The organism is Vagococcus allomyrinae, assembly GCF_017829975.1.
GTDB lineage: Bacteria > Bacillota > Bacilli > Lactobacillales > Vagococcaceae > Vagococcus_D > Vagococcus_D allomyrinae.
Window position 1 is genome coordinate 516,952 of record NZ_JAEEGA010000001.1, and the last position, 12,479, is coordinate 529,430.

A 12,479-nucleotide genomic window follows, 5' to 3' on the forward strand; every position below is an offset into this window, starting at 1 on the left:
AAGATTTGATGATACATTAGATATCGATCAGTTAACAATTTCATATGGAAAATCTTTATGTATAGGTGGGTGGGCAACAAGCTACCCGTCTATACTTTTTTGTGTGCATGTCTATTTTTGTCGCTAAAGACACGTTTCTGATAGCAAAGATTTTTTAGTGAAAAATAAAGGAGCAAGTGATTATGATTGAAAAAAATGTCGATGTGAAAAAAGAAATATTGGCAGGTTTAACCTCTTTCTTTGCCATTTCCTATGTCATCATTGTTAATTCAATGATTTTAGCTGAAGCAGGGATTCCAGCAGAGCTCAGTGTTTTTGGGACCATCTTTATCTCGATTATCGGTTGTTTAGCCATGGGGCTGATCGGCAAAGTGCCGATTGTGATTACCACAGGTATGGGAGTTAATTCGTTTTTTACCTATACGTTAGTCTATTCTCTTAAAATGAGTTGGCAAGAAGCGTTGGCAGTTAGTTTCTGCGCCAGTCTGGTCTATCTGATAGTGGCCTATACACGACTGACGCAACTGTTGATTGAATCAGTTCCAGATAGTTTAAAACATGGTATTACGGCCGGCATTGGCATTTTTCTAGTCATTGTTGGCATGGAAAATGGTGGGATTATTGTTCGGGGGGAGCATACTTTTATGACCTTGAATTCTTTTCAATCCCCGATTTTATTATTAACGTTAGCATCGTTGATAGTTACGCTATTTTTATTGCTAAAAAATATTCAAGGAAGTTTTTTTATTGGCATTATCTTGACGACATTAGCCGCTAATCTCTTTCAAATTATACCTAAAACTGAAAATTTATTTTCGTTATCAGCAATTAAAAATTATCCCAGTATTGTTGGGCAATTAGATTTTTCTGGAGTGTTCACCACAGAATTTATTTTAGGAACGTTTTCTCTGTCGATGATTTTGATTTTTGAATCCATGGGTCTGTTTAATGGGTTGTTGACTGGCCTCACGCCAGCGGGATTTAAGAAAGTTTTTCGAGTGAATGGGATAATTATGTTATTGTCCAGTCTGTTGGGGACCAGTCCCACGATTCCAGCCGCTGAGAGCTCAACTGGTATTCAACAAGGAGGAAAAACTGGAACCATGGCTGTGACCGTTGGTTTGTTGTTTTTGGCTGCGGTTTTTGCTATACCACTATTATCGTTTATTCCTAGTTCTGCTTTATCACCAGTGATTATCATCACTGGCTGTATGATGATGGAAAACATCCGTCATATTGAGCTGACCGATTTAAGCGAATGGTTTCCAGCCTTTTTAATGATTGTAATGATGGCTTTTTCTATGAGTATTTCCGATGGCTTGGCCTTTGGGTTTGTCGCCTATCCTTTAGTCAAAACATTCGCTGGAAAACGCCAAAGTATTTCATTGCCGATGTGGGTGATTTCGTCTTTGTTTTTACTTTACTTGGTGGCTAAAGTTTGGATTTAGCTCATCTGCTGCTTATAAACTAACACTCAACGGCGAAAGCCGTTGTTTTTTTAGTGGAATTCTGCTCTAAAACCGTATCTGGTTATAAAGGGGGAATTTTGATGTACATTGGCCATAATGATCATGGGGAGCGGGTTAATTTGATGGGGCGATCAAAACAGGATATTTCGAAACTGACCAATCAAAGATGGTGGTGCCAAAGTTGCGGGATGCCCTTGAGTATTAAGAATGGGTTAGTTAAACAGTCACATTTTGCTCATCGTAAAGACAGTGCTTGCCAAAATTTCTCCGAAGGTGAGACAGAGGAACATTTAGAAGGCAAGCGAATATTGGCTCAGTGGTGTGATAAATTTCAGCTGCAGTATCAACTAGAAGCTTATCTACCAGAATTGAATCAGCGACCAGACTTGCTTTTAGCAGGGGAAATCGCCATTGAATTTCAGTGTAGCCCCTTGTCTTTGCCCCGTTTTATTGAGCGGACGGAAAACTATCAGCGCCATGGCTACCGAGTTGTTTGGGTATTAGGCAAACACTTTTTTGTTGGTAAGCGACTGACAGCATTTCAGCGGTCTTGTCTGGCTTACCAGCAACAGATAGGCTTCTATTTGTGGGAGTTAGATGTCGATAAAGAGAGGTTGGCTTGTTTGTTGCACATGGAAGAGGTTTTAGGAAATGAGCGGCCGTTTTATTCAAGGAAAGTATGGGAAAAGGGGAGCATTTCTCTATTAAGTGTGTTTAAATTTCCACAGCACAGTAAGCTTTTTATTAGACGAGAATATGATCAACAGGCGATTTTGTTGAGTTACTTTGATAAAATTGAACGGGGACTCGTGAGAAGAGATCGCCAGATCTTGTCAATTCAAGATCTGCTCTATCAACAAGGCCATCATTTGCGAGGCTTGGATACTTGTTTCTTTTTGCCAATTACGCAACCGCTTTTTGGGAAAGAGGCTGTACTTATGTGGCGTTTATTAGTTTGGGAAACGCTTAAAAAAAGCCCGAAAACCACTTTTTCTGATCTCTTTCAAGACTTCTACTTGAGTTTTAAGCAGTCTCAATCCAGCTATTTTGTGATGCCTATGGTGCCCTTGGAAAGGAACTTACGTCTGTTTCTAGGGGATTACTTGGCGGTGTTATCTCACTACGACTACCTAGTATACCAAGAAGGTTATTTTTGTTTAAGGCAATTACCCCAGGTATTTATGAGTGGGCAGGAGCGGTCCCGAGAAGTCAGACACCGTCTGGCAAACTCTAATCATATTTCGGCAATTCCACGGCAAAATATGCTATCATGATTAAGTAACGATAAAGTTTACTAAAAGTGTGAGAGGGGCAGATTAAGAATGGAAGCACAGCAATTACCGAAACGAGCAGAGCTTGAGGTCAACCAAACATGGGACTTAACTAAGATTTTTGCAGATGATCAGGCATTTGAACAAGCCATGCAGGCGGTCTCTGATAAACTAACAGAAGTCTCCAAGTATAAAGGGACCTTAGCCAAGGGGGCCAATGAACTTTATCAGGCGATTGAGTATATTGGTGAAGTGACAAGGCAATTTGAAGTTATTTACGTTTATTCTCATCTTAAAAATGATCAAGATACCACCAATGCTATTTATCAGGGGTTACATGCTAAATCCAGTAGTTTAGCAGCGCAAGTTAGTGAGGCTATTTCATGGTTTGAGCCTGAACTATTGCAACTGAGTGATGAAACAATTTGGACGTACGTGGAACTGGTGCCAGAGTTAGCGCGTTACCGTCACTTTATTACGAATGTATTAAGTGAGCGTCCGCATATCCTAACGGAAAAAGAAGAAGCATTATTGGCTGGAGCAGGCGAAATTTTTGGCGCTTCAAGCAAGACCTTTTCAATTTTAAATAACTCTGATTTGAAATTCCCGACAGTTAAAAATGAAAAAGGTGAGAGCGTTCAATTGTCTCATGGACTTTATGGTCAGTTACTTGAAAGCACGACACCGGAAGTGCGGGAAGAAGCGTTTAAGGGGATGTATAGCGTCTATCAACAATTTCAAAGTACCTTTGCTACCACGTTATCCAGCCACGTTAAGACTCATAATTTTAAAGCGACAATCCGTAATTATAGTTCGGCACGTGCGGCGGCTTTAGCTAGCAATCACATCCCAGAAGCAGTGTACGACAGTCTGTTAGATGTGGTTAAACGAAACTTACCGTTGTTGCATCGTTATGTCGCTTTGCGCAAAAAGGTGTTGGACCTTGATACTTTGCACATGTACGATCTATACACGCCTATTTTGGGAGATGCCCCCATTCGCTACTCCTATGAAGAAGCTAAAGAAAAAGCTTTGGTCGCATTACAACCATTAGGTGCTGAATATATGGCAGTGGTTAAAGAAGCTTTTGAAAGTCGCTGGATTGATATTGTGGAGAATCAAGGCAAGCGCAGTGGGGCCTATTCATCAGGTTGTTATGATACTGCGCCGTATATTTTAATGAACTGGCATGATAGTTTGGATCAGTTGTACACCTTAGTTCATGAAATGGGACACAGTGTTCACAGTTATTTTACTAGAAATAATCAGCCTTATGTTTATGGGGATTATTCAATTTTTCTAGCGGAGATCGCTTCAACTACTAATGAGAATATCTTGACGGAACACCTTCTGGCAACAGAAACAGATCCTAAAGTACGAGCCTTTGTCTTAAACCGCTATTTAGATGGATTTAAGGGAACAATTTTCCGTCAAACTCAATTTGCTGAGTTTGAGCATTTTATCCACACGGAAGATGCTAAAGGGGTACCATTAACCAGTGAGTATCTGAGCGAGTACTATGGTAATTTGAACGCTGAGTATTACGGCGAAGCAGTTGCTCGTGATCCTGAAATTGCTGTGGAATGGGCCAGAATACCTCATTTTTATTATAATTATTACGTGTATCAGTATTCAACCGGTTTTTCGGCTGCGTCAACTTTAGCTAATAAAATTATTAATCAAGAACCTCAGGCACTTGAAAATTATTTAGCTTATTTGAAAGCTGGCAGCAGTGATTTCCCAATCGAAGTCATGAAAAAAGCAGGTGTAGATATGACTCAGCCTACGTATCTAGAAGAGGCGATGAAAGTGTTTGAAACGCGTTTGACCGAGTTTGAGCAACTGATTGATCGCTTATAAAAAAAAGAGTGAAAATCCTAGGATTTTCACTCTTTTTTTAATTTTCGATTAACCGTAAACAATAATCACTTAATTTTGAAGCCTTAATTTGAGTTGATTGCTCAGTGTAATTGTCAAAACAGGTTTTTTCATTTGTTTTGAACAGCTCGTGTAAAATTTCTGAAGTAGGTTCTTCTTCTATTAACACGCCAAAATCACGATCGCAGGCGTAGTTAAAGACAACGGCAGAAGTGTTTTTACAAACCTTCATCTCTTTTGCCGTTTCTTGATCGGACATAAAAGAATCACGAACAATTGTTGACGAACGATCGGCTCGAAACATGGCTAAATCTCCTCCGATATTGGTGACAATATCATCAACGAGTAAGTTGGTATAACCAACTTGCTGGATGCAAATACTTTCTTGCAGTGCTAAAAGGAAGGCTCTTCCTTTTTTCTTTCCTTGTAATTGCATGGCTTTATAGTCTAAAGCTGCGGAGTATGAATCTTCAAATAAGCGATTTCGCTCATGAATATCGATGGTTTCCAAATGGTGAGTGTGTAAATATTGTTGAAAACTCTGTAAATTGAGCAATGGTAGAAACTTAAATTGTACTTTTTTGTGCTCAGTTTGAATCATTTGCAGGATTCTCTTTTCAGATGCTAAACTGTCTGAGCAGAGAGGGTGGATAAACAAATAGATTTCAATCATAGCCATTCCCCCATAATTCCTTTTCTTCGTACTCCTAATGTATCAGAAAATTAAGCAAATTTGAAATGAAACGTCTTAACTAGACACTTTAGCGTCAAATGTACGTACAATTTTATTTTTGGCTACCTTGTAGTCAATGGCGTTTTCATTTAGAAATTTCACAAAGTAATCCTTTCCGGTTAGGGCATTGCTGACTTCCATTTCTAGTTCATAATCGTGCTTTCCGTGATACCAGCTTTCATCCAAGACGAGAAGAATCGTTGGCGTTAATGGAGTCTCAATCCGTTTGGTTGTCAGTTGGCCATGTACCACTAGCTGGTCAAGAGGAATATCAAGGAGGGCTAACTTTTTAACCACTTCCCCGTCTGTTGGAAGTTGTTCTCGTGCTACTAACTGTTCGGCAATTGCTAGAGTGAGCTCATCGGTAGTTTCCAACAAACCTGCTCCTGTTTGTAAAGGTGATTTTAGTGTGAATTCGGCTTTAGTCGCCATCAAGCGAATTCTTAATCCCATGCCGAGAGCTTTTAAAGCGAAGTCGGGGGTATCGTAATAGACGTTTGTTTGGGTGAAGCCGCTGTTTGAATCAGTGACATAGCGTTGTAGCAGTCGCTGATATTCCTCTTGCGTTAAGAGGCTCTTATATTCAATTTCAATAGATTCGCCCATGGCTAACCTCTTTCTTTTAATGGTCGTTTTATTTATCTGAGATCAATCCCATTGCCTCATTTCTTTATAGTTTGCCTGAAAATTCAGTTTGAGTCAAATAATAACCATCTATTAGGAGTCCTTTAGGGAAATCACTACCAGTGCACTAACTTTTTTTGGGATTTTATGCTAAAATAAAGCTTGTGGCAATAAGCCATTAGTTTTTCGCTAAGTTATCTATTGGCGGAAAGAGTGGTCGTTATTTATTTGACTGAATTAGTGGCGATAATAAGTTAATTAAGAATGAAAATGAGGTTGCTAGGATGGAAAAATGGGAATTGTTTTTAGCACCGTATGAACAAGCGGTATCGGAAATGAAAATCAAATTAAAAGGAATCCGCAAGCAATTTAGAGAAAGAAATCAGCATGCCCCAATTGAGTTTGTGACAGGCCGTGTTAAACCGGCGGATAGCATCAAAATTAAATCAAAGCTACGGGGCATCCCAATGGACAAATTAGAGAGTGAGATGCAAGATATCGCGGGGTTGCGAATCATGTGTCAATTTGTTGACGATATCTATGAAGTGGTTCGTTTAATTCGGAGTCGTAAGGATATGACCGTTGTACAAGAACGGGATTACATCACTAATATGAAAGAGAGTGGTTACCGCTCTTATCACTTAATTATCGAATATCCGGTACAGATTATTACTGGTGAAAAAAAGATTTATGCGGAAATTCAAATCAGAACCTTGGCCATGAATTTTTGGGCAACAATTGAACATTCTTTGAATTATAAATATCAAGGAGAGTTTCCTCAGGAAATCAATGAACGTTTGCGTAATGCATCGGAAGCAGCTAATCTATTGGATGAGGAAATGTCGAAAATTCGCGAAGAAATTCAAGAAGCACAGCATCTGTTCTCACACGGTCGTGGCAAGCAGGATGATTTGTATTATCAGGATTTCTTAAAGCTTCATGAAAGTGAGTTATTAAAAGAATTAAATGATCAAAGAAGGCTCGAGGAGCCCCTTGATTAAAAGAGATATTCGGAGGTGAATGAGATGAAAGTGTCAATAATAGCCAACCACTCAGAGAAGTCGCGGCTTGCTACAGAACGCTTAAAAGCGTTGATAGCTGATACAGAGATTCAATTAGAAGAGAAAAAACCTGATATAGTGATTTCAATTGGTGGCGATGGGACTCTTTTGTCGGCTTTTCACCGTTATGCACATATGCTGGATGAGATTCGCTTTGTCGGAATTCATACGGGACATTTAGGGTTTTATACAGATTGGCGCGATTATGAATTAGAGGAATTAGTGGAGAGTTTGTTGCAGGATGAAGGAAGTAGTGTCAGTTATCCGTTACTTGATGTGACCATCTTTTTTGACGATCAAAAAGAAACGCAACACTTTTTGGCTTTAAATGAGTGTACCATTAAGCGTATCAATCGGACCATGGTCGCCGATATTTTTATCAAAGAAGAAATTTTTGAGCGTTTCAGAGGTGATGGTCTGTCTGTCGCCACTCCAACAGGTTCTACTGGTTACAATAAAAGTGTCGGAGGGGCTGTCCTTCACCCGCGAGTGAATGCGTTGCAGATGACGCAGATTGCGTCATTAAATAATCGGGTGTATCGCTCATTGGGTTCTCCAATTATTATTGCCAATAATGAGTGGATTACCATTGATTTGCAGGCAGCAGATGATTATTTACTATCTGTTGACCAACTTAATTTACCTCAATCAAGTATTACCAGTATTCAATATCGGATTGCCGATGAACGGATTCATTTTACCTCATATCGTCACACCCATTTTTGGCGTCGCGTGAAAGATGCCTTTATTGAAGAAAGTCCGGAAAGGCAAGGAGAGGCATAGCATGCAGTTTTCGTGGTCCTATGATTTAGAAGACAGTCAACCAATAAAAGCCTACCTTCGAACCAAGGGAGTTTCTCGGGGCTTACTGGCAAAAATCAAGTTTCAAGGTGGTACCATTATGGTCAACCAGCAAGTTGAAAATGTGTTGTATCAGCTTTGCAAGGGGGATCTCTTAAGCATCAGGATTCCCGATGAAGGGGAGCATGAAACCCTATTACTGGATCCGACGCCGATTGACGTTGTTTTTGAAGATGAGCATTTTTTAGTCGTCAATAAACCCTCAGATGTAGCATCTATCCCGGCACAGTATCATCCTAATGGGACTATGGCGAATCGCGTGAAACATTATGTAACAGAAAAAAACTCGGTTAATCGAGTGATCCATGTGGTGACACGTCTGGATCGAGATACGACGGGACTTATGTTATTCGCCAAGCATGGTTTTGCTCACGCTATGCTGGATAAAGCGTTGCGGGAAAAGACGATCATAAAAAAGTACCAAGCATTAGTAGGTGGGCAGTTAGCCAATTTGGCGGAGCATGACGTCATCGATTTGCCAATAGAGCGGGATTTAACGTCCATTTTGAAACGGCAAACGGGTCCATCTGGCTTAGAGGCTAAAACCGAGTATTGGTCACAAGCCCATGCCCAAGAAGTTGCTTTGGTCAATATTCAACTACACACTGGTCGCACTCACCAAATCAGGGTCCATTTTGAAGCCATTGGTTGCCCATTGTTAGGCGACGAGATGTATCATGGTGACATGGCGAAAGGCATTCAACGGCAAGCACTTCACTGTGCTCAGCTTGTCTTTGAACATCCTTTTACCGGTCAATTAATTGATTTGCGGTTACCATTACCAGACGATATGAGAACCGTTTACGAGACACAAATAAGGCCATAGATTGGAGGGAATATGTTGAGTGATAACCAAACGACTATTGAGGAACAATACGCTCAATTATTACAAGATCTTCAAGCCGATCATTTAAATGAGTTTCGTGAATTGTTTTTTGATTTACACATCTACGAGCAAGGTCAGTTTTATTTATCTCTTAGTGAAGGGGAACGCCAACGCTTATACACGTACCTCTCACCTAAGGAGATGGCAGATATGTTTGATGTCATCGAAGAGGATGAAGAGGACGTTGAAGAATATTTAACAGAGATGAAACCGAGTTATGTGGCGGACATGTTAGCGGAGATGTACACGGATAATGCAGTTGATACGTTGAATCAGTTGGATAAAACGAGTAAGGCTAAGTATTTAAGTTTGATGAACCCTGAAAGTGCCAGAGAAATTAAGGAATTGCTGCATTATGAAGATGAAACCGCCGGCTCAATCATGACCACGGAGTACGTTTCTATTGTAGCGAATCAGACTGTTCGCTCTGCGATGTATTTACTCAAAAATGAGGCAAAAGCGGCTGAAACGATTTATTATGTTTTTGTGGTGGATCAGGAAAATGTTCTGGTGGGCGTTATTTCTTTGAGAGATTTGATTATCAATGACGATGATGTGATGATTGCTGATTTGATGAGTGAACGTGTTATTTCTGTCAAAGTGGGAGATGATCAAGAAGACGTTGCTCGGACAATTCGTGATTACGATTTCCTAGCTGTTCCAGTAACAGACTATGAAGACCATCTGTTGGGAATTGTTACCGTTGATGATATTATTGATGTCATTGACGACGAAGCTGCGAGTGATTATTCTGGCTTGGCTGGTGTTGACGTTGAGGAATCGAGTGAGAACCCATTTAAAGCGGCGTCTAAACGCTTGCCGTGGTTGATTACCCTATTATTTTTAGGAATGTCAACCGCGACTCTGATTGGTCGGTATGAAGAAATGGTGAGCGAAGCCAGCATCTTAGCTGTCTTTATTTCCTTAATTACTGGGACTGCCGGTAATGCCGGCACTCAATCTTTGGCCGTAGCTGTTCGTCGCTTAGCCGTTAAAGATGATAAAGACAGTGGCTTCTTTAGCTTGATTTTAAGTGAGGTCTTGACAGGTTTGATTACAGGTCTTGTGACAGGTGTGACAATATTCATTGTTGTGGGGATTTGGCAACGGAATTTTCCTTTAGGCTTTGTCATCGGAATGGCGATGATTTGCGCTATTACTGTGGCTAATTTAGCGGGCAGTTTAATTCCGATGTTAATGGATAAATTGGGCTTTGATCCGGCTGTCGCTAGTGGACCGTTTATAACAACCCTCAGTGATTTGACGAGTGTCCTAATTTATTTTAATATCGCAAGTTTATTTATGCAATATTTCATCTAAAAAAAGAGACTTAGACAGTCTCATTTTTTAGATGCTTTTTTTTGATGATGTCGTTTAAGATGGTATCTAAATTATTCCAATCGCGATTGGAGGGAGGGAAATCCCAAATATAGGATTCGTCGGCTAGCGGACCTTGGCCTTCAGCAAATTTTATATCTGATAGCAAAAGATCGTAGTGAACTTTTGCATCATCTCGCGTATTGCTGTTAGCGATGATCACATTCTGACTGACACGGGTCCGAAGCATATCGCTTAAGGTGTTTTCACTGATTGGATCAGCAGCACAAATTAATTTCAATTTAATTGTATTTTCAAAGGCATATAAATCAAAATTTTGTGAAAAGATACTTAAAATTGAATACAAGCTGTAAAAGGGGTGCATCAATTTGCCTTTGTATCTGTCAGATTGCTGAATGCCATAGACAATGTCCTTAATCGTTTGGTAAAAGTTTGGTGTTTGTTTTTCGAAGCGTTTCAACTGTTTGCGCCAAGTGCTGGTCAATTCGTCTTGCATAAATAAATTAGGAAATAACAGAGCATAGCTGGCTGTTGAAAATAACATAAACATCACTTTAGGCTGTTTTAAAGGCTTGGTAAGAGACTCTTCAGGGTAACGAGCCATGATTTGGTTTAAGAAATCATTGGTAATGATGTAGGTCAAGCTGTTGGTTTTTTGGTACCAATCAACGATTTTTTGTAGATAATTTTCATCAGGTGAATCAGGCATATATGGATAGGTGGAAAAGATTAAACCTAAGTAGTCAAATTCCATTCTTTTATGAGCCGGAGGAACATTGGCGGTCATAGCTTCACCAATCTTACTGAAAAAAGCTAAACGATAAGGGTCGAGTTGAACAATGTCAGGTAACTCCGTGATAAACTGCTTTTTTTGATGTTGGATAAAGTTAATGGCCATACGATATTGCAGTTGTATGTATTCAACGGACGACAAGCTTAACCCCGTTTCTTGGCTTAATTCTTTTAAACGATAACTAAAGAGCTCCTCTTTAATGTTAGTGAAAGGCCACTCTTCAGATTTAACAATTGACCAATAAAAGACAAAGAAAAATTCGCGGATATTTATTTCTGAACCTTTTAGCTTTAACGTATTTTTATCTAACTCCAGATTATTCTGATTGAAAATGAACTCAATCGATTTTAACTTGCGGTAGAGCGTGCTTTTGGATAAAAATAAATCATCCATTAACTTTTCAATCGTCAAGTCATTACTTTGGAATATTTTGTCGATAATTTGATAGCTGATAGTTTCTCGATAATAAAGACTCTCCAAACGAGAAATTGAATAGTTGGAAGAGGCGAGCAAAATAATACCGCGGTTTTTTTGACTGATAATTTCATACGCGTGCTCGAAATGCTCCGCCATTTGACTCAATGAGCTAACTGATTTATTGGCACTTCCAACAGAGCAATCGCTTCTTTGAGCCAATTCTTCTGCACTCCACCAACGTTCTTCTGAATAGAGGAGAGATAAAATTTTTAAATCTCGCCGTTCTCGTTTCTCTAATAGTTGATCCATCTTTTGTTACTCCCTTCGCAACAAGAAAATCGGGTAAATGTTGTCTTTAGCTTAGCCGAAAATGCTGAAGTTAACAAGTGAAACGCTTTTCAAGATAGAATGGTGCTACAATCGGGTAACCTTAAAGGTTAACAATTTTGGTACCATGAACTTCAGCGACATTCAGAGCGGAAATGACTTTTTGATTATTTTCATAGTTAATACCGCCACCAGGCAGGATGGTTAGTTTATTCTGACTGTGGGTAATCAAGGTTTGCAAGTGGCTAAAATTGTCTTCAATGAGGGTACCAGCTGGACCGCCATGTGTTAAAATGCGTGTGACACCATGTTCAGATAACCAATCAATTGCTGCCAGTTGTTCGGCTAGATTTAGTTGGTCAAAGGCCATGTGAAAGGTAATTTGAAGACCGTCTGCTGCCTCTAATAACAGCTCCATTGCTTCTTCATCCAGGTGATTATCAGCGGTTAAACACCCAATGACCACCCCGTCTGCTCCTAATCGTTTTGCTTCGATTAAATCGGTGTGCATGATTTTTAGTTCAGTATCATTGTAAACAAAATCACCACCACGAGGTCGGATAATTGTCATGACAGCTACCTCTCGCTCGTGACAATAGTTGATCGTTTCTTCCATAACGCCGGAGCTAACGGTTGTCCCTCCGACCGCCAGATTATCACACAGTTCAATTCGCTTGGCACCTGCTGTAATTGCCGCGGGAATATTGGTAAAGTTTTCAGCACAAAATTCTTTAATTAACATAAATACCGTCCTTCCGTAAATAAATTATGCTCACGGTTTATTGTATCATATAATTAACTGAAATTATGTTATGATAAGT

Annotated in this window: 11 protein-coding genes; 7 read left to right on the forward strand and 4 right to left on the reverse strand. The window is 39.8% G+C overall.

All coding sequences use genetic code 11. The annotated features are described in order from the left end of the window. Positions 1–182: 182 nt before the first annotated feature. From I6N95_RS02315 to pepF, 3 genes are all read left to right on the forward strand, one after another. Complete coding sequence (locus I6N95_RS02315) at positions 183–1,448, forward strand: NCS2 family permease (RefSeq protein WP_209524720.1); 1,266 nt, start codon at positions 183–185, stop codon at positions 1,446–1,448. Between the two features lie 101 nt (positions 1,449–1,549). After that, complete coding sequence (locus tag I6N95_RS02320) at positions 1,550–2,743, forward strand: competence protein CoiA (protein ID WP_209524721.1); 1,194 nt, start codon at positions 1,550–1,552, stop codon at positions 2,741–2,743. Between the two features lie 48 nt (positions 2,744–2,791). Continuing rightward, the gene (gene pepF, locus I6N95_RS02325) at positions 2,792–4,600 is read left to right on the forward strand and encodes an oligoendopeptidase F (protein ID WP_209524722.1); all 1,809 of its coding nucleotides are present in this window, start codon (positions 2,792–2,794) and stop codon (positions 4,598–4,600) included. A 37-nt stretch (positions 4,601–4,637) separates the two neighbouring features. Here pepF and I6N95_RS02330 read toward each other — a convergent pair whose 3' ends face one another. Together I6N95_RS02330 and I6N95_RS02335 are read right to left on the reverse strand one after the other, a co-directional pair. Then, the gene (locus I6N95_RS02330) at positions 4,638–5,291 is read right to left on the reverse strand and encodes a DsbA family protein (RefSeq protein WP_209524723.1); all 654 of its coding nucleotides are present in this window, start codon (positions 5,289–5,291) and stop codon (positions 4,638–4,640) included. A 75-nt stretch (positions 5,292–5,366) separates the two neighbouring features. Next, on the reverse strand, positions 5,367–5,957 hold the full coding sequence (locus I6N95_RS02335) for a CYTH domain-containing protein (RefSeq protein WP_209524724.1): 591 nt from the start codon (positions 5,955–5,957) through the stop codon (positions 5,367–5,369). Between the two features lie 302 nt (positions 5,958–6,259). Between I6N95_RS02335 and yjbM the strand changes: the two genes are divergently transcribed. Genes yjbM through mgtE form a run of 4 tightly spaced genes read left to right on the forward strand, consistent with a single transcriptional unit; the run spans position 6,260 to position 10,103 of the window. After that, complete coding sequence (gene yjbM, locus I6N95_RS02340; protein ID WP_209524725.1) at positions 6,260–6,976, forward strand: GTP diphosphokinase; 717 nt, start codon at positions 6,260–6,262, stop codon at positions 6,974–6,976. A gap of 24 nt (positions 6,977–7,000) precedes the next feature. Further along, positions 7,001–7,819 (forward strand): NAD kinase, encoded by an 819-nt coding sequence (locus I6N95_RS02345; RefSeq protein ID WP_209524726.1) that lies wholly within the window; start codon positions 7,001–7,003, stop codon positions 7,817–7,819. 1 nt (position 7,820) lies between these two features. Next, positions 7,821–8,723, forward strand: a complete 903-nt coding sequence (locus I6N95_RS02350) for an RluA family pseudouridine synthase (RefSeq protein WP_209524727.1) — start codon at positions 7,821–7,823, stop codon at positions 8,721–8,723. Between the two features lie 36 nt (positions 8,724–8,759). Next, complete coding sequence (gene mgtE / locus I6N95_RS02355; RefSeq protein ID WP_430727522.1) at positions 8,760–10,103, forward strand: magnesium transporter; 1,344 nt, start codon at positions 8,760–8,762, stop codon at positions 10,101–10,103. A 10-nt stretch (positions 10,104–10,113) separates the two neighbouring features. Here the strand turns inward: mgtE and I6N95_RS02360 are convergent, their stop codons facing one another. Then, positions 10,114–11,640: an AcpB/EbpR/MafR family transcriptional regulator gene (locus I6N95_RS02360; protein ID WP_209524729.1), complete on the reverse strand. Its 1,527-nt coding sequence runs from the start codon at positions 11,638–11,640 to the stop codon at positions 10,114–10,116. A 121-nt stretch (positions 11,641–11,761) separates the two neighbouring features. Then, positions 11,762–12,400: a copper homeostasis protein CutC gene (locus tag I6N95_RS02365; protein WP_209524730.1), complete on the reverse strand. Its 639-nt coding sequence runs from the start codon at positions 12,398–12,400 to the stop codon at positions 11,762–11,764. Positions 12,401–12,479 lie beyond the last annotated feature (79 nt).

Excerpts from the sequence above, each read along its gene's own strand:
- I6N95_RS02315 (WP_209524720.1), top strand. The coding sequence starts at position 183 with ATGATTGAAAAAAATGTCGATGTGAAAAAAGAAATATTGGCAGGTTTA.
- I6N95_RS02320 (WP_209524721.1), top strand. The coding sequence starts at position 1,550 with ATGTACATTGGCCATAATGATCATGGGGAGCGGGTTAATTTGATGGGG.
- pepF (WP_209524722.1), top strand. The coding sequence starts at position 2,792 with ATGGAAGCACAGCAATTACCGAAACGAGCAGAGCTTGAGGTCAACCAA.
- I6N95_RS02330 (WP_209524723.1), bottom strand. The coding sequence starts at position 5,291 with ATGATTGAAATCTATTTGTTTATCCACCCTCTCTGCTCAGACAGTTTA.
- I6N95_RS02335 (WP_209524724.1), bottom strand. The coding sequence starts at position 5,957 with ATGGGCGAATCTATTGAAATTGAATATAAGAGCCTCTTAACGCAAGAG.
- yjbM (WP_209524725.1), top strand. The coding sequence starts at position 6,260 with ATGGAAAAATGGGAATTGTTTTTAGCACCGTATGAACAAGCGGTATCG.
- I6N95_RS02345 (WP_209524726.1), top strand. The coding sequence starts at position 7,001 with ATGAAAGTGTCAATAATAGCCAACCACTCAGAGAAGTCGCGGCTTGCT.
- I6N95_RS02350 (WP_209524727.1), top strand. The coding sequence starts at position 7,821 with ATGCAGTTTTCGTGGTCCTATGATTTAGAAGACAGTCAACCAATAAAA.
- I6N95_RS02360 (WP_209524729.1), bottom strand. The coding sequence starts at position 11,640 with ATGGATCAACTATTAGAGAAACGAGAACGGCGAGATTTAAAAATTTTA.
- I6N95_RS02365 (WP_209524730.1), bottom strand. The coding sequence starts at position 12,400 with ATGTTAATTAAAGAATTTTGTGCTGAAAACTTTACCAATATTCCCGCG.